Annotated in this window: 17 protein-coding genes and 1 pseudogene; 16 read left to right on the forward strand and 2 right to left on the reverse strand. The window is 34.7% G+C overall.

Annotated elements, in window-relative coordinates; genetic code table 11:
• Positions 1 to 71 precede the first annotated feature (71 nt).
• Positions 72 to 950, reverse strand: coding sequence for a transposase (locus CAAU_RS14035; protein WP_008909761.1), 879 nt, complete (start codon positions 948 to 950; stop codon positions 72 to 74).
• Between the two features lie 147 nt (positions 951 to 1,097).
• On the opposite strand from CAAU_RS14035, the gene nuoE reads away from it, so the two are divergent.
• From nuoE to CAAU_RS14700, 16 genes and pseudogenes are all read left to right on the forward strand, one after another.
• Positions 1,098 to 1,577, forward strand: a complete 480-nt coding sequence (gene nuoE, locus CAAU_RS12295) for an NADH-quinone oxidoreductase subunit NuoE (RefSeq protein ID WP_008909762.1) — start codon at positions 1,098 to 1,100, stop codon at positions 1,575 to 1,577.
• 12 nt (positions 1,578 to 1,589) lie between these two features.
• Positions 1,590 to 1,955, forward strand: a complete 366-nt coding sequence (locus CAAU_RS12300; protein WP_008909763.1) for a (2Fe-2S) ferredoxin domain-containing protein — start codon at positions 1,590 to 1,592, stop codon at positions 1,953 to 1,955.
• 10 nt (positions 1,956 to 1,965) lie between these two features.
• The gene (gene nuoF / locus CAAU_RS12305; protein ID WP_008909764.1) at positions 1,966 to 3,756 is read left to right on the forward strand and encodes an NADH-quinone oxidoreductase subunit NuoF; all 1,791 of its coding nucleotides are present in this window, start codon (positions 1,966 to 1,968) and stop codon (positions 3,754 to 3,756) included.
• A 68-nt stretch (positions 3,757 to 3,824) separates the two neighbouring features.
• The gene (locus CAAU_RS12310; protein ID WP_008909765.1) at positions 3,825 to 5,564 is read left to right on the forward strand and encodes an NADH-dependent [FeFe] hydrogenase, group A6; all 1,740 of its coding nucleotides are present in this window, start codon (positions 3,825 to 3,827) and stop codon (positions 5,562 to 5,564) included.
• Between the two features lie 79 nt (positions 5,565 to 5,643).
• Positions 5,644 to 6,519: a transposase gene (locus CAAU_RS14040; protein ID WP_008909766.1), complete on the forward strand. Its 876-nt coding sequence runs from the start codon at positions 5,644 to 5,646 to the stop codon at positions 6,517 to 6,519.
• An 88-nt stretch (positions 6,520 to 6,607) separates the two neighbouring features.
• A complete protein-coding gene (locus tag CAAU_RS12320) occupies positions 6,608 to 7,972 on the forward strand; it encodes a S41 family peptidase (RefSeq protein ID WP_008909767.1) in 1,365 nt (454 codons plus the stop codon).
• Positions 7,969 to 8,763: an undecaprenyl-diphosphate phosphatase gene (locus CAAU_RS12325; protein WP_040306679.1), complete on the forward strand. Its 795-nt coding sequence runs from the start codon at positions 7,969 to 7,971 to the stop codon at positions 8,761 to 8,763. Before CAAU_RS12320 ends, CAAU_RS12325 begins: the two co-directional genes overlap by 4 nt.
• 405 nt (positions 8,764 to 9,168) lie before the next feature.
• Entirely contained in the window at positions 9,169 to 9,906 is a 738-nt protein-coding gene (locus CAAU_RS12330; protein ID WP_008909769.1) for an ATP-binding protein, read from the forward strand.
• A gap of 120 nt (positions 9,907 to 10,026) precedes the next feature.
• Positions 10,027 to 11,301, forward strand: coding sequence for an ArsB/NhaD family transporter (locus CAAU_RS12335; RefSeq protein WP_008909770.1), 1,275 nt, complete (start codon positions 10,027 to 10,029; stop codon positions 11,299 to 11,301).
• A 16-nt stretch (positions 11,302 to 11,317) separates the two neighbouring features.
• Positions 11,318 to 11,794, forward strand: coding sequence for a hypothetical protein (locus CAAU_RS12340; RefSeq protein ID WP_008909771.1), 477 nt, complete (start codon positions 11,318 to 11,320; stop codon positions 11,792 to 11,794).
• Positions 11,795 to 11,871: 77 nt separating this feature from the next.
• Positions 11,872 to 13,341, forward strand: coding sequence for a response regulator (locus CAAU_RS12345; RefSeq protein ID WP_008909772.1), 1,470 nt, complete (start codon positions 11,872 to 11,874; stop codon positions 13,339 to 13,341).
• 10 nt (positions 13,342 to 13,351) lie between these two features.
• Positions 13,352 to 14,464, forward strand: coding sequence for a HEAT repeat domain-containing protein (locus CAAU_RS12350; RefSeq protein WP_008909773.1), 1,113 nt, complete (start codon positions 13,352 to 13,354; stop codon positions 14,462 to 14,464).
• A 5-nt stretch (positions 14,465 to 14,469) separates the two neighbouring features.
• Positions 14,470 to 15,402 (forward strand): glycosyltransferase family 2 protein, encoded by a 933-nt coding sequence (locus tag CAAU_RS15285; RefSeq protein WP_242822590.1) that lies wholly within the window; start codon positions 14,470 to 14,472, stop codon positions 15,400 to 15,402.
• Positions 15,360 to 15,872, forward strand: coding sequence for a glycosyltransferase family 2 protein (locus CAAU_RS15290; protein WP_242822591.1), 513 nt, complete (start codon positions 15,360 to 15,362; stop codon positions 15,870 to 15,872). The genes CAAU_RS15285 and CAAU_RS15290 overlap by 43 nt, the downstream gene beginning before the upstream one ends.
• A 149-nt stretch (positions 15,873 to 16,021) precedes the next feature.
• Positions 16,022 to 16,390 (forward strand): annotated as a pseudogene (locus tag CAAU_RS12360) (CAP domain-containing protein); the annotation flags it as partial.
• A 124-nt stretch (positions 16,391 to 16,514) separates the two neighbouring features.
• Positions 16,515 to 16,658 (forward strand): PAS domain-containing protein, encoded by a 144-nt coding sequence (locus CAAU_RS14700; RefSeq protein ID WP_008909777.1) that lies wholly within the window; start codon positions 16,515 to 16,517, stop codon positions 16,656 to 16,658.
• 64 nt (positions 16,659 to 16,722) lie between these two features.
• Here CAAU_RS14700 and CAAU_RS14410 read toward each other — a convergent pair.
• Positions 16,723 to 17,124, reverse strand: a 402-nt coding sequence (locus CAAU_RS14410; RefSeq protein ID WP_192811224.1) for a UPF0236 family transposase-like protein, incomplete at its 5' end; no start/stop codon positions are given.

The raw sequence follows: 17,124 nt of genomic DNA on the forward strand, positions 1-17,124 counted from the left end.
TTTAACATTTTAGGAGCATAGATTTTGAACCGCTACTTTAAAGTTTAGGTTAGCTTAAAGAACCCAAAAATTTAGAAGGTGGGGTTTATATCTTTTCTTATTATTATTTTTGATACTGCAGATGGTGATACATTTAAAAACTTTGCTATTTCAGTTATAGTATAATTTTGTTTTAATGCTTTTTTTATAAATTCTACTTTGTAATTGGTAAAATTTCTTCTTTTAAAACCTCGTCTAATTAAATGTAATTCATCTTTATTTGTATTAACCTCCAACCATATCTCATCTAAACTCGGTCTTTTGCCAGGTTCAGCTAAATCTTGTAGGTCTAAAAATGATAAGCTTGATTCAAGATTAAAGCTGAATTTTTTACAAATTATCTCTAAATCCTTTTTAAAATTGCAATCATCTCCTTCTTCCATCATGAGATTATTATAAATTTTAAGGGAATCTTTAAGATTATTAGACAAAATGTTCAAAATAAAAGAAGGATAAACGAAATTATTAATATTGTTTTTGTAAAAGTAATGACTAGTCCATCTATATTCATCAACACTTTTAACTATGTTCGCCCTAACGGGATTCCTGTGGATATATCTTAAAAGGCATATCAGATATGCGTCATCTAAAACGACTTTGCTGTTAAACCTAGATTCAAAAACATGTCCGCTGCGATTGAGCTTTTCGTTATAGTATTTCGCATAGATATTGTTTAAATTGAAAATAATATCACTTATGGGTGTATCACCTGTTTTGATTAGAAAATGGTAGTGATTACTCATGATTGCATAGGCTAAAATGTTAAAATCGAATCTTATATTTAGATTTTTTAGCTGTTTTAAGAAAAATTTTTTGTATTCCTCTTCTTTGAAAATGTCTTCTTTGTTGTTACCGCGCTGGTATATGTGATAGATTGCACCGCTATATATTATTCTTGGCGGCCTAGGCATAATGATACCTCCTTTTATGGAAAAAATTGAAAAAGTCAAAATGTCAAAATGTCAAGTGGCTGCCACTTATAATTATTAACAATTTTGTATGAATTTAATGTCTTTAGTTAAAAATATTTTTTAGGTAATTATTTAAGGAGGGATTATATGGCAAAGTATGATGTTGATGAAGTTAAGTTAAGACAGCTTGAGGAATATATAGACTCTATAGAACAAAAGGAAGGGGCACTGATTGGAGTTCTTTATAAGGCCCAGGAGATTTTCGGGTATCTTCCTAAGGATGTTCAGCTTTTTATCGCAAGAAAGCTTGGCATTTTTGCGGCAAAGGTATATGGAGTTGCAACCTTTTATTCTTACTTTACTATGGAGCCTAGGGGAAAGCATGTTATAAACGTTTGTATGGGAACGGCCTGCTTTGTTAAGGGGGCAGATAAAATTTTGGAGGAGATTAAAAAGGAGCTGGACATAAAAGATGGGAATATGTCAAAGGATGGCCTTTTTACAGTTGACACCTTAAGATGCGTTGGTGCCTGCGGCCTTGCACCGGTTGTTATGGTGGATGGTAAGGTTTATGGAAGGGTTAAGGTAGAAGAAGTTAAGGGGATACTTGATGAGTATAGAGAATAAGGAGGGTTTTAGATGATAAAATCGATAGAAGAGCTAAAGCAGATAAGGGATAAGTATAAGGATGTTTTGCAAAACAGGGAGGCGGAGGAGAATAAAATAAGGATTTTGGTTGGCATGGCAACCTGTGGAATTGCAGCTGGGGCAAGGGATACTATAAACGCAATAGTTGATGAGGTTCATAAGGAAAATATAAACAACGCTGTTGTTGTTCAAACGGGCTGTATGGGGTTTTGCTATGCTGAGCCCACCGTAGAGGTAAGATTTCCAGGAAAATCTCCAGTTCTTTACGGCAAGGTGGATGCAGAAAGGGGTAGGGAGATAGTAAGAAGGCACGTAAAAAATGGAGAAGTTATTAGCGAATGGGTATTAAAAGGATAGGAGGGATAATATGCCACTTAGGATGGAGCTTTTGGTGTGCGGTGGAACAGGATGCCAGGCGTCTAACAGTAGTAGGGTATTAGAGGTTTTAAGGGAAGGTATACAGGAAGCTAACCTCCAGGAGGAGGTTAGGGTTTTGATGACGGGATGTTTTGGATTTTGCGAAAAGGGACCTATTGTTAAAGTTATGCCTGACAATATTTTCTATGTAGAGGTAGATGAAGAATCGGCAAGAAAAATAGTTAGAGAACATGTTATAAAGGGAAGAATAGTTGAAGAAAAAATATATAAAGAACCTGAAACAGAAGAAAGACTCCCAGAACAGAGCAGCATCCCCTTTTATAAAAAGCAGATTAGAATTGCCCTTAGAAACTGTGGGAAGATAGACCCTGAAAATATAAACGAATACATAGCTTCAGATGGATACATGGCTCTTGCAAGGGTTTTGACGGAGATGACACCCGAGGAGGTTATTGATGCTGTTAAAAGAAGCGGCTTAAGGGGAAGAGGTGGGGGAGGTTTCCCAACAGGCCTTAAGTGGGAGGCAACAAGAAAGTCAAAGAGTGATGTAAAATATATAATCTGCAATGCCGATGAGGGGGACCCGGGAGCATTTATGGACAGAAGTATACTTGAGGGTGATCCCCATTCAGTTTTGGAGGGTATGGCAATAGCAGGATATGCAATAGGTGCCCAGTTTGGATATATATACGTTAGAGCTGAATACCCACTTGCTATACATAGACTAAGGATTGCAATAAGCCAGGCTAGAGAGATGGGACTTTTAGGGAAAAATATTTTAGGTACTAACTTTTCCTTTGATGTTGAGATAAAAATAGGTGCAGGTGCATTTATTTGTGGTGAAGAGACTGCCCTTATAAATTCAATTGAAGGTGGGCGTGGCGAGCCTACAGTAAAGCCGCCGTATCCTGCCCAGGTTGGACTTTGGAAAAAGCCGACTAATATAAACAACGTAGAAACCTTTGCAAACGTTCCGCCTATCATTTTAAACGGAGCCGAATGGTTTAGCTCAATTGGAACAGAAAAGAGCAAAGGAACAAAGGTTTTTGCCCTTGCTGGAAAGGTAAACAACGTTGGACTTGTTGAAGTTCCCATGGGAATAACATTAAGGGAGATCATATACGACCTTGGCGGTGGAATAAAGGGAGGTAAAAAATTTAAGGCCGTTCAAACTGGTGGACCATCAGGAGGATGCATCCCAGCAGAGCATCTTGATACACCAATAGATTACGATACATTAAACGCCCTAGGTTCAATGATGGGCTCTGGTGGAATGATTGTAATGGATGAGGATGACTGCATGGTTAATATCGCAAAGTTTTATCTTGAGTTTAGCTGCGATGAGTCCTGTGGAAGGTGCACAGCCTGCAGAGTAGGAAACAAGAGGATGCTTGAGATATTAAACAAGATAACCGAAGGGAAAGGAGAGATGGAGGATCTAGAGATGCTAAAAGAACTTGCAGAAACCGTTAAGGATTCCTCCCTCTGTGGCCTTGGTCAAACATCTCCAAATCCTGTTTTATCGACGATGAAATTTTTCTATGATGAATATCTTGCCCATGTTAAGGATAAGTCCTGCCCGGCAGGGGTATGCACTGAGCTACTTAAATACTATATAATCCCAGAAAAATGCGTAGGATGCACTGCCTGTGCCAAGGTTTGTCCTGTCAATGTAATACACGGTGAGCCAAGGAAAGTGCATGTTATTGATAGGGAAGGCTGCATAAAGTGTGGAGAATGCTACAGGACATGTAGATTTGGTGCAATAACAAGGAAATAGTATGGTAAAATATAGAAATGTCCAAATGTCAAAAAGTCAAGTGGCAGGCACTTGAAAGGAGGTTTAATATGGTAAATGTTACGATAAACGATATAAAGCTTCAAGTTCCAGAAGGGACGACAATCCTGCAGGCTGCTAAGATGGTTAACATAAACATTCCAACCCTTTGCCATCTTGATTTACACGACATAAAGATGGTAAATAGAACTGCATCATGTAGAGTTTGCCTTGTTGAGATAGAAGGAAGAAGAAATCTTGCTCCAGCATGTGCGACGGAATGCTTTGAGGGGATGGTTATAAAGACAAACACAAAAAGGGCGATAAGGGCAAGAAGGACAATGGTGGAGCTTTTATTATCCGATCACCCCACCGATTGCCTTGTTTGCGAGAAAAACGGGAATTGCGATTTACAAAAGCTCGCTGCAGATCTTGGAATTAGAAAAATTAGATTTGAAGGTGAAAAGTCCACATATACAAAGGATGGCTCCAGCGGTGCCCTCTATAGAAATCCGGATAAGTGCATAATGTGTAGACGCTGCGAGACCATGTGCAATGAAGTTCAAACCTGTGGGATTTATTCTGCCGTTGATAGGGGATTTGAAACTGTTGTAGCACCAGCCTTTAATCTTCCTATGATTGATACCCAATGCACCTTCTGTGGTCAGTGCGTATCGGTATGTCCTACAGCTGCTTTAACTGAGGTTAGCTATGTTGCAAAGGTTTGGGAGGCACTACACGATCCTGACAAGTTTGTAATAGCTCAGACGGCACCGGCTATTAGAGTTGCCCTTGGGGAGGAATTTGGACTTGAGCCTGGGACAATTGTTACAGGAAAGATGGTTGCAGCATTAAGAAGGCTTGGATTTAGGAAGGTTTTCGATACTGATTTTGCTGCTGATGTAACTATTGTTGAGGAGGCGAAGGAGTTTATAGAAAGATTAAAGGGCAAGGGAAGGCTTCCTATATTAACAAGTTGCTGCCCCAGCTGGGTTAAGTTTATAGAGCATCAATTCCCTGAGCTTTTGGATATTCCTTCAACCTGTAAATCACCCCACATGATGTTTGGGGCAATAGCAAAGACGTATTTTGCAGAAAAATTTAATATCCCACCTGAAAAGATAGTCGTAGTTTCAGTAATGCCATGTATTGCTAAAAAGTATGAAATTCAAAGAAAGGAATTTGAGGAAAACGGCATTAAAAATGTTGATTATGTAATTACAACAAGGGAGTTTGCAAAGATGATAAGGGAGGCTGGAATAGATTTTACGAAGCTTCCTAATGAGGATTTTGATGATCCACTTGGTGAATCTACAGGAGCATCAGTAATATTTGGCGTAACGGGAGGAGTTATAGAGGCAGCATTAAGAACGGCCTATGAGTGGATAACAGGTGAAACACTAGAAAAGGTTGAATTCCATGGAGTAAGAGGACTTGAGGACGGGCTTAAGGAGGCAACGGTAAAGATAAAGGATATGGAACTTAAAATAGGAGTTGCCCACGGACTTGGCAATGCAAGAAGGCTTCTTGAGGATATTAGGGACGGAAAAAGATTTTACCACGCCATTGAAATAATGGCCTGCCCCGGGGGATGTATAGATGGAGGAGGACAGCCATATCATCATGGAAATCTTGATATAGTAAGGGCAAGGCTTAATGCAATATATGAAGAAGATAGAAATAAACCAATAAGAAAATCCCATGAAAATCCAGCGGTTATTGCGATGTATAAGGAATATATGGGTGAAATAGGCGGAGAAAAGGCCCACAAACTTTTACATACCCACTATACACCGAGGGAAAGAATATAAAAAAAACTTAAACTTAAGTGCCTGGCACTTAAGTTTAAGTTTTTTTATTTTGGGAATAATCAGAGATGGAGGTGTTGATATGGCAAGACCAAGGAGAATAGAATACAAAGGTGCTATTTATCATGTTTATAATAGGGGAAATAATAAAGAAAATATTTTTGCTTACGACGCTGATAAAAAGTTTTTTATTATTCAGTTAAGGGATTATTTGATAAAGTTTGATTATGAAGTATTAGCATATTGTATTATGAGCAATCACTATCATTTGATGATAAAATGTAACGAAACCCCTCTAAGCAAAGTAATGTATAACATTAATAATGTATATAGCAAATATTATAACGACAAGCATGGAAGACGAGGTCATGTATTTGAAAATAGATATAATGCTAAAATTGTTGAAGATGAAACATATCTTTATTGGCTTTTTAGGTATATAAGCAGGAATCCTATAAGGGCAGGAATCGTAGAAAAAGCTGAGGATTATCCTTGGAGTAGCTTTAAAATATACAAATATAACATAGAAAGTTTTATATCAAAAGATACATTACTAAATATGATATCAGATGATAAAAAGCAAGCCATAAGGTTTTTAGTTGATATAACACAAGAAAAAGGTGATGATTCAAGTAGTGAAAATGACTTTACAATTTTTGTGGATAATTTCAAGAATTTTATAAATGGAACAAAGATTAAAATATTAGAAAAAGATATTTTGAAAAATAAACAATGCAATCAAAGGAAAACTTTGGATGATATTTTAGCTGAGCTAAAATTAAAAGATTCTTGGGATAAAATAAAAGGCACTTCGAAACGTAAAGACGCAATTGAATTTAAGAAAATGTTTATTAAAGCTGCTTTAGAAAATAAATATACTATAAAAGAAATAGCTGATTATTTAGGGATATCTGCTTCAGATGTATCACAACTTAAAAATAAGGTGCCTGGCACTTAAAATTAAGATTTGACTTATAGGCCAAAAAAGATTTATAATTTTAAAAAACTTAAATCTTAAGTGCCTGGCACTTGAAGGAGTTGATGATATGAAAAAGAGGTTGTGGACTGGACTATTAAGTCTTATTATTTTTATTACTTTTAATGTAACTGCCTTTGCAGCGACGGTTGATGAGGTTAAGGAAATATTAAAATATTACTATGTCGATGATATTCCACAAAGCGCATTAGAGGCAGATAATGTTTATGATGTAATAAAGGCTCTCAATGACCCTTATACTCAGTATTTTACTAAAGAAGAGTTTGATGAGTTTATAAATAGTGTAAACAATACCTTTTCAGGCATCGGGGTTCAAATTGAAAGGGTTGATGAAGGTATTAAGATAATGACAGTATTTGAAGGTTCACCTGCAAAGGAGGTAGGACTTAAAAGTGGGGATGTTATTATAGCAGCTGACGGGACAAGCCTTGCGGGCCTTCAGGTAGAAAACGCAGTTAAGCTAATAAGGGGTCCGGAAGGAACAATAGTTAATTTAAAGGTAAAAAGAGGAACAGACGTTTTAGAGTTTTCAGTGACAAGAAGAAAAATAGTTCTTCCAACGGTTGAATTTAAAAGAATGCATAACTTTGGATATATAACTATTTCAAGCTTTGGTGAAGATACAGATTCTTTCTTTAGGAATTACGTAGAAAAAAATTCTGATTTAGATGGTTTTGTAATAGATTTAAGAAATAATCCAGGTGGATTTTTGGAAACCGCAAGGGTAATAGGTGGATATTTTCTTGGAAAGAGAAATATAGTTTTATTAAAGGGTAAAGACTACACAGAAGAATTAGCATCACAGGATAGTGAGATTTTTAACGGCAAAAGAGTTATTATCCTTGTTAATGAAAACAGCGCATCAGCATCTGAAGTTTTAACAGGGGCAATTAGGGATTATAAAAGGGGGCTTGTAGTAGGTAACAAAACCTTTGGAAAAGGAACAGTTCAAGGTTTTGTTCCCCTTTCCGATGGAGGAATGTTAAAGCTTACGATACAAAAATTCTACTCACCCCTTGATAAACAGATAAATAAAATAGGAATAACTCCAGACGTTCTTGTAAAGGATGCTGATATGCAGTTAAATATTGCTGCAATACTTATGGGAAAATCTAAAACTAATGATAAACGCGGCTTTTCTATGGTTAAAATTGATAACTATTACTATGAAATAAATAAAAGCCTTCTTAACAACAAAAAATACTATGATGCATTTATATTCCTTTTAAACAATAATTATATAAAGGAATATTATGAAGGAACTTCAGATAAATATGTTAAAGTTGCAATGATAAAGCAAAATATAGAAAAATTGGCTACAAATAAAGCTTATATTGCCAAGATTAAAACTAAAAAGGGCTATTCATATACTATAAAGTTTAGAGCCGTTTCAGCAATGAAGAAAGGAGCATAAACATGATTTTAAAGGCTATAATACTTGGCATAATAGAAGGTCTTACAGAGTTCTTGCCTATATCCTCAACAGGTCACCTTATAATCGCCAACAAATATATAAATTTTACAGGTGAGTTTGCAAATGTATTTGATGTTGTAATACAGGTTGGAGCAATACTTGCAGTTATATTTTATTTTTGGAATAAAATCTTCCCAAGCTTTGACGATAAAAAACAGGCTAAAAGGGTTTATTCCCTTTGGTTTAAGGTTGTAGTAGGATTTTTACCTGCTGCAGTATTAGGATTTTTGTTTGAGGAAAAGATTGATCAATATCTATTTAATCCCACATCGGTTGCTATTGCCCTAATATTTGGTGCCATACTTCTTATTATTGCTGAAAATAGGCTAAAAAGGGTAAGAATAAATGATACGGATAAAATGGGCTATACAGATGCTGCATTGGTTGGATTATTCCAGTGCCTTGCCCTATGGCCGGGAATGTCAAGGTCAGCCTCAACGATAATAGGAGGTTTACTTATTGGTCTTTCCCGTGAAGTTTCGGCTGAGTTTTCCTTCTTCCTTGCAATTCCAACCCTTGTTGGAGCATCAGTTTTAAAGCTTTTAAAGTCCAGCCTTGCCTTTAGCTCAATAGAATGGATAACCCTTTTTGTAGGAACTTTAGTATCCTTTATCGTAGCACTGCTTGTTATAAAGCTTTTTATGGGTTATATAAAGAAAAAGGATTTAAAGCCCTTTGCATATTATAGAATTGTCCTTGCAATAGTAGTTCTTATAGTTGAACTTTTGTAGCACTATATAGTGCTACTGACTTTTGAAAAAGTTATTTTTGATAAGCCCCGTGAAGGATTTCCTTGGCATTCGCTCATTTCGCTAAGCAATTCTAAGCTTTTCTTTGTTTTCAAAAGTCCTACCCTCGTGAGCCGACATCCGTGTCGGCCACTCGGCTCTGCACGTCCGTGTGCAGAATTACGGACTTTTGAAAAGTCGAAAAGCAAGAATTGCTAAAGCTCATGAGAGATGCCTTTTTGAAATCCATTCACGGGGCTCCTGCAAAGTCTGAATACCAATTAGGGTTTGTCTACAATCTGTGTAGCACTATATAGTGCTACTTTTTTATGTAAATATGACATAAATCACATAAATTTTTAAAAAGCTTATGTATAATCTACTTAGAATTTGAAGGGAGGTTTTAATATGATTAGAAAAATTGTTCACATAGACGAAGAAAAGTGCAATGGATGCGGACTTTGCATACCAAACTGTGCAGAGGGAGCACTTCAAATCATTGACGGAAAGGCAAAACTTGTTAAGGATAGCTTTTGTGATGGACTTGGAGCATGCCTTGGACACTGCCCACAGGGTGCCATAACGATTATCGAAAGGGAAGCCGATGAATTCGATGAAAAGGCGGTTGAAGAGCATCTAAGCAGAATGAATCACAGGGAAAACCAAAAACCTGCTCATCATAATGCGCATCACCACATAGGGGGATGCCCTGGAAGCATGATGAGGCAGATAAATAGAGAGGTAAAGGATGAAAACGTAAAGGTAGCATCAAAGCTAAGACAATGGCCTGTGCAGCTTGCACTTGTGTCACCATCTGCACCGTATCTATATAGGTCAGACCTTTTAATCGCTGCAGATTGCACAGCCTATGCCTATGGGAACTTCCACAACGACTTTATAAAGGACAGAACTGTTGTTGTTGGGTGCCCAAAGCTTGATGATAACGACTACTATACAGAAAAGTTAACCGAGATTATTAAAAATAACGATTTAGAATCGATAACAGTTGTAAAGATGGAAGTTCCCTGCTGCAGCGGAATTGCTATGGCATCAAGGATAGCAAGGGACAGGGCAGGCGTTAATATACCAGTTAAAGTTGTTACAATAAGCATAGATGGTGAAATATTACAAAGGGAATATCTATAATTTTCTTTACAAATACCCCTAAGAGGGGTATAATTTTTTTGTTTAAAGAAGGATATGTAGTAAAAACTGGAAATGTCAAAATGTCAAAAAGTCAAGTGGCAGGCACTAAGGAGGGAGATTATGAACACTATACAATTGATTTCAATTGCAGTATTTTTAATTACTTTTGTCCTCATCGTTACAGAAAAGATAAACAGAACAGTTGCCGCTATGATTGGAGCTATGGTTCTTCTTATTATTAGAATAATAGATCAAGGTAATGCAACCGAATTTATAGATTATACCACCGTTGGGGTTTTAGTTGGTATGATGATTGTGGTTGCGATAATAAAAAGGACAGGACTTTTTCAATATCTTGCCATAAAGGCTGCTAAAATGGTTAAGGGAGATCCGATGAAGATAATAATCCTCTTTGGTATCATGACAGCAGTTATTTCAGCTTTTTTGGATAATGTTACAACCATCCTTCTTATGATTCCAGTGACATTAGTTATATCAAAATTATTAAAGCTAAGTCCCATACCCTTCATTATGTCGGAGGTTTTGGCTTCTAATATAGGTGGAACAGCAACCTTAATAGGTGACCCGCCAAACATCATGATAGGTTCAGAGGCAGGGCTTGGATTTATGGATTTTATTATTAATTTAACACCACCAATAATAGTTATTTTAATAGTCAGCGTATATATAATTAGAGCTATTTATAAAAAAGAACTTCATGTTGAAGATGAACTAAAAAGATATATAATGGAATTAGATGAAAAAACAGCAATTGTAGATAGAAAACTTCTTGTAAAGAGCCTTACTGTTTTATTTCTTATAATACTTGGATTTTTCCTCCATGAGCATTTAGGCTATGAATCTTCAACGGTTGCCCTATCAGGTGCTACAATTCTTCTTTTAATTAGTGGGATTGAAATCGATGAAATTTTAGTTGAAGTTGAGTGGCCAACTATATTTTTCTTTATATCGCTATTTATCATAGTTGGAACCCTTGAAAAGGTTGGAGTAATAGAAATGCTTGCAAAACTTGTAATTGAATTTACAAAAGGGAACTTAATATTTACGGGGCTTGTAATCCTTTGGGCATCGGCAATCCTATCAGCCTTCCTTGACAATATACCCTTTGTTGCAACAATGATACCTCTTATAAAGGGACTTGGGGCTATTGGAGGAATAAACATAACTCCTCTTTGGTGGGCACTTTCCCTTGGGGCATGCCTTGGAGGAAATGGAACATTAATTGGTGCCTCTGCCAATGTCGTTACTGCAGGAATTATGGAAAAGGAAGGCTATAAAATCACCTTTAAGGATTTTACTAAAATAGGTTTTCCACTTATGATTATTTCAATAATAATATCAACTGTCTATTTACTTTTATTCCAATTAAGATAGAAAAGAGGGTGTGGGTATGAAGGAGATTAATGTTAAAGAAACGATGCATGAGATGCTCCTAAGGCAAATGGGGGCAAATGTTGTCTGCTTTATTGGAAAGCAGTGCTTTGTGAAATTTAATATTGAAGGATATGAAATTAGCTATGCATATAACATAAATGCTAAGGAAAAATACTTTCTTCAAAGGGTAAAGCCGTATCCTATGATTGCAGGTGTTTTTGAAGATCTTAAGGATGTGGTTGAGATGATTGAAATAGACCTTGAACAGTTTAAAAATGTTATAAAAAGTGGAAAGTTTGAAAAGTTTTTAGAGCTGAATAAGAAGATTTTAGAAACGGCAAGAAATTTAGAGGATTTATTTTTCTATTATATTGTAGATGAAAAGATGTTTGATGATATAGACCATTGTATAGAAAGGGTTAGAGACAGAATAAAAAATAGTGCTACCGAGGACAAAAGGGTCTACTTCAAAAAGGATCCAGAAACTTTATAAAAGTATAGGATTTTTCCTATACTTTTTTTATATCTCAATAGTATAATAATACTAAGAGTTGTGTTGAGGGTGATAAGATGAAAAGGATGGAGGAATTTTTAAAAGATTTTAATAGATTAACAGAAGATTTTGATAAAATCAAGAAGGAGGAGCTTTTAGATAGAATTACAATTCTTTCAAAGGAGGCGGAGGATAATGCCTTATTTGAAGTTCATAAAGCTCTTTTGAATTTACTTGTTGATTTTGATATAGACAAAGCTAGTTTAGTCATTAAAGAATGCATAGATATTATTCAAAAATATTTTTTAAGGGAGGATGAATTTTTAATAATCACAGAAGATGAACCTTCCTTTAGTGAGCTTATAAAATCCCTTAAATTAGAGGGTTTTAAAGTTTCTATTAAAAACTATGATTTCGAAGTTGTTGATTATATTTATTCAAGAAGACCAGACGTTATATTAATCGATAATGATTTAAAAAGTCATGGGATTATTACTTTAAATATATTAAACGACGAAGAAATCCTAAAAAAGATGCCTGTTGTTGCCTTTGGTAAAGGTTCTAAAGAAGAAAAATTATATTTCTTAAGTTTAGGTGTAGTTGATTATATTGAAAAAAATTTTGATGTGGATGAGGTTTTGCTTAAACTTAAAAATATATATAGACTTTCTAACACCTATATTAAAAACAATATCTATGATGTGTTTACCGGAGTTTACTCAAGGTATCATGGCGATATAATTTCAAAAAAAGAATTTTTAAGGGTTAAAAATGCAGGGGATACCTTTTTATTCATGCTTCTTGATTTTGACAACATGGCTAAAATAAATTTATCCTTAGGAAAAAGTAAAGGAAATGATATTCTAAAGGAGAGTGCTCAGGTATTCAAAAAACTTACAGCAAATAGCGATATAATCTACAGGGTTCATGGCGATTCCTTTGCCTTTATGTTTTTTAACAGATCCCTTTTGGAAGTTCTAATGCTTGCCGATAAAATGCAGAGGGAGATAAGAAAACTTGGGGAAAAATATGGAGTAAACTTAACCTTCTCAGCAGGTATTGCAGAGTTTAGAAGGGATATGGAGGACATCGATGAGCTCTTTAGCCTTGCAGAAAAGGCCCTTATAAAGGCAAAACAAGAGGGCGGTGCAAGGGTATTAACATCAAAACAAATAGTAGAATATAATAAGAAAAGAATATTAATCGTTGATGATGATAGGATAATTTTATCTATATTGAATAAAAGATATAAAAATAAGGGTTACGATTGTTTGACTGCCCAAAATGGCGAAGAGGCTCTTGAAATATTTAATAACAATAAGGACATAGATCTTATAATTACTGATTTTTATATGCCTGGAATGAATGGCGATGAATTTACTAAGGAGATAAGGAAACTAAATAAAAACGTAAAAATTATAGTTTTATCGGGGCACAAATCAGAATCTCATGTCCAAAGGGCTTTAAATGCAGGTGCTGATGAATATGTGACAAAGCCTTTTTCACCCGTTGAGCTTGATATTAGAATAAAAAAATTAATAGGTTAGTGGTGATAGTGTGGAAAGATTTGTTATTTTATCGATAATTGTTTTCTCTATTTTTATTCTTATGCTTTATTTCTATCTACTTTTTGAAAAAATAATAGAGTTAATCAAATACAGACTAAGAAAGAAATACGAAGATCATATTTTTGATTTTGTTGATAACTTGGTTTTAAATCTCGAGGAGGGAATTGTAACTGAAAATCAAATTAAAGAAATAAAAAGAATAATAGATGATAAGATAAAGATGGATCTTTTCGAAGGAAGGATAATATATTATTTTAACATTTATAAAGGAGAAATTATTAAAAAGCTTATAAAGCTCGTAGAAGATATAGGAATCGTAGATATAGAATTACAAAACTTAAAATCCAAAAATATATATAAAGTTTCCCTAACCTTGAAAAAGCTTGGGGAGTTTAGAAGCAAAAGGGCAATAGAAGGAATTTTAGAAGCTTTAAAGATAGAATCTACGGATGTTAAATATAATGCTTTTTTGGCCCTTTCTAAAATAGGAGATGAAAAAGCTTTTATTAAAGCCTTTGAAAGTCTTAGTGGGAATATACTATTATCCGAAAGGAGCTTGATTGAGATAATAGATGATTTTGAAGGAGACAAGCAGTATGTTTATAAAAAGATGTTCAACTCAAAGGATAATTACCTTGCATCAATTTTTATAAAATCTGCTTCCAACTTTATGGACATTTCTTTAAATGAAATTGCAGTAAAGTTTTTAAAAGAGGACAACAAGGAAAAAAAGATTGCAGCGATAAAGCTTATTGGAAATACTGCGGATGTTAGATTTATTGATGAAATTATAAAATGCCTTGAGGATGAGACTTGGGAGGTTAGGGCAGTTGCTGCCAAGGTTCTAGAAAGATTTTCGGATGAGAGGGCAGTAATTCCACTGGTTAAGGCTTTATCCGATAAAGTGTGGTTTGTAAGATATAACGCAGCAATATCTCTTATTAAAATTCCCGGTGGTATTGACGCAATCGATGAGGTTATGAAGGGTGAAGATAGGTTTGCAAAGGACATAATACTATATGCAGCCCAACACATCGCAGGGGACGATAAAAATTATGAAAAAGAAAAGCTTGCAAACATCCTAGAAAAATATAAAGGGTGATGATAATGATTCGAGAGATAATTTTAAAATTTAATATTTTTATCATATATTATGTTATATCTATTAACTTTATATATTTTCTTCAACTTATTCTCTCAGCCTTTAGTTTATACAGATATATAAGAAAAATTCGCTATTCTGATTATCAAAATTATACAAAATCCTCCAATATGATTCCTATTTCTATACTAGTTCCTGCATATAACGAAGAGGAAACCATAGTAGATAATGTTAAAAGCCTTTTGTATCTTAACTATCCGGAGTTTGAAGTGGTTGTGATAAATGATGGTTCTAAGGATAATACTTTAGAAAAACTAATAGAATCCTTTGAACTTAAATTAATCGATCAGCCAGTAAGAACCCTTTTAAAAACACAAAAAATAAAGGGAGTATATAGAAATTTAGATATTCCTAATCTTGTGGTAGTAGATAAGGAAAATGGAGGAAAGGCAGATGCCCTAAATGCAGGAATAAATGTTTCAAGATATCCTGTATTTGCATCAATTGATGCAGATTCTATATTAGAAACCGACTCATTAGTCAGGGTTATAATGCCTTTTATAGAGGATAAGGAAACTGTTGCTGTTGGTGGAATAGTTAGAATTGCTAATGGTTCAAAAATTAGAAGGGGGCTTATACAAAAAGTTGATCTTCCAAAGAGTAGGATTGCCCTGTTTCAAATCATTGAATATTTAAGGGCCTTTTTAACAGGCAGGATGGGTTGGGATGCCCTAAATTCCCTCCTTATAGTTTCCGGTGCCTTTGGTGCCTTTAGAAAGGATGTGGCGATTGAAGTTGGAGGATATACAACAGGAACAATCGGAGAGGATATGGAGATTATCGTAAGGCTCCATAAGTTCATGAGAAAACAAAAAGAAAGTATAAAATTAAATTTATTCCGGATCCGGTTTGCTGGACTCAGGCTCCAGAGAATTTAAGGGACCTTAAAAGCCAAAGGAGAAGATGGCAGATAGGTCTTATGGATTCCCTTTTTAGACATAAGGAAATGTTCTTTAATCCAAAATATGGTGTGATAGGCCTTTATGCATATCCTTACTTTTTCTTTTTTGAAATGTTAGGCCCTATAATTGAAGTTGTTGGATATATTTTAATTCCTCTTTCATATATTTTTGGAATTTTAAATGTAAGATATTTTATTTTATTCTTTGCAGCAGCTGTTCTTTATGGAATACTTTTATCTATTGGTGCTATATTGCTTGAGGAATATACCTTTAATAGATATCCTTATCTTAGCCAGGTTTTAAAGCTTACTTTATATGCAATTTTAGAAAACTTCGGTTACAGGCAGCTAACAAGTCTTTATAGATTTGAAGGAATATTTAAGTTTAGACGATTGAAGCATAGTTGGGGTAAAATAAAAAGAACTAGCTTTACTAAATCCGCATAAAAAGAAAACCTCTACGCAAAATAAGCGTGGAGGTGATTTTTTTGAAAAGGCTATTTAAGAGCTTAAGTATATTGTTAATTTTTCTTTCTTTGAGCCCGGCGGTTTTTGCAAAGGAAAAATCTTATCAGGATACAAGGACCTTTGAAAGGGAAGTTATAAGGCTTGTTAATGTTGAAAGGGCCAAAGTAGGTTTAAAGCCCTTAAGTGAAAATGTTAAGCTTAGTAAAGTTGCAAGGATAAAGTCGCAGGATATGATAAATAAAAAATATTTTTCCCACTATTCCCCAACCTATGGTTCACCCTTTGATATGATGAAAAAGTTTGGAATAAGATTTAGAGCTGCAGGTGAGAATATAGCGATGGGACAGAAAACTCCAAAGGAGGTTATGAATGCCTGGATGAATTCTGCTGGCCATAGAAGAAATATATTAAATCCTAATTTTACTCAAATTGGTGTTGGAGTTGCAAAAGACTCTAAAGGAAGGCTATACTGGACACAGATGTTTATAAGACCATAAGTCGCTATCGACGGATAGCGACCTTTTTGCATAAATTTTCCATAAATTTTTTACAAATTTTAGAAGGAAAATGAAAATTTTAGTAGAATTATAGATATTGACACGTTAAATAGGGGTGGGGGATATGTTTAACATATATCTTGAAGAACTTTTGGAGGCAATGCAAAATGTTTTTTTCTTCATAGATAATTTTTGGAATATTATTTACGTTTCTCGTAATATAAAAAAAATATTAGGATATACTCCAGATAGTGTCAAGATATTGTAGGTTAATTTTTATAGACAACCCCTTAAATTAGCTAGTTTCAAGGCGTTTGTTAAATTTAAAAAACTTAAATTATATTTTCATATTTTATTGATTTTAATATCCTGTAAATTGGCGTTACTTTCCCTATGTTCAATATCGTTATATTATTCATAACTTCACGTGAAGATTTATTTATCTTTCTTATCGCTTCTTTTATTTTCTTCTTACTTACCTTGAAGGCTTTTTCATCTTCCTTAAACACACTTATTTCCCTTAAATTTCCTCCATTCTTGCTAAATACCCTTAGCTTTGCCATTATCTTTAATCCTTCCTTGCTCCATCCTAATGGCCTGCTGCTTAATCTCGCCGATAATACATGGCTTACATGCCCTTCTGCGCTGCATCCTATTACATCATCGTCATCTTTATATATTTCTATCCCTTCCCAGTTGTTTAATATATACCTTCTTACTTCTTTTATCCTTTC

It is taken from the genome of Caloramator australicus RC3, from assembly GCF_000297115.1.
Lineage (GTDB): Bacteria > Bacillota > Clostridia > Clostridiales > Caloramatoraceae > Caloramator > Caloramator australicus.

Coding starts and splice junctions, on each gene's coding strand:
- CAAU_RS14035 (WP_008909761.1), bottom strand. CDS start 950: ATGCCTAGGCCGCCAAGAATAATATATAGCGGTGCAATCTATCACATA.
- nuoE (WP_008909762.1), top strand. CDS start 1,098: ATGGCAAAGTATGATGTTGATGAAGTTAAGTTAAGACAGCTTGAGGAA.
- CAAU_RS12300 (WP_008909763.1), top strand. CDS start 1,590: ATGATAAAATCGATAGAAGAGCTAAAGCAGATAAGGGATAAGTATAAG.
- nuoF (WP_008909764.1), top strand. CDS start 1,966: ATGCCACTTAGGATGGAGCTTTTGGTGTGCGGTGGAACAGGATGCCAG.
- CAAU_RS12310 (WP_008909765.1), top strand. CDS start 3,825: ATGGTAAATGTTACGATAAACGATATAAAGCTTCAAGTTCCAGAAGGG.
- CAAU_RS14040 (WP_008909766.1), top strand. CDS start 5,644: ATGGCAAGACCAAGGAGAATAGAATACAAAGGTGCTATTTATCATGTT.
- CAAU_RS12320 (WP_008909767.1), top strand. CDS start 6,608: ATGAAAAAGAGGTTGTGGACTGGACTATTAAGTCTTATTATTTTTATT.
- CAAU_RS12330 (WP_008909769.1), top strand. CDS start 9,169: ATGATTAGAAAAATTGTTCACATAGACGAAGAAAAGTGCAATGGATGC.
- CAAU_RS12335 (WP_008909770.1), top strand. CDS start 10,027: ATGAACACTATACAATTGATTTCAATTGCAGTATTTTTAATTACTTTT.
- CAAU_RS12340 (WP_008909771.1), top strand. CDS start 11,318: ATGAAGGAGATTAATGTTAAAGAAACGATGCATGAGATGCTCCTAAGG.
- CAAU_RS12345 (WP_008909772.1), top strand. CDS start 11,872: ATGAAAAGGATGGAGGAATTTTTAAAAGATTTTAATAGATTAACAGAA.
- CAAU_RS15285 (WP_242822590.1), top strand. CDS start 14,470: ATGATTCGAGAGATAATTTTAAAATTTAATATTTTTATCATATATTAT.
- CAAU_RS14700 (WP_008909777.1), top strand. CDS start 16,515: ATGTTTAACATATATCTTGAAGAACTTTTGGAGGCAATGCAAAATGTT.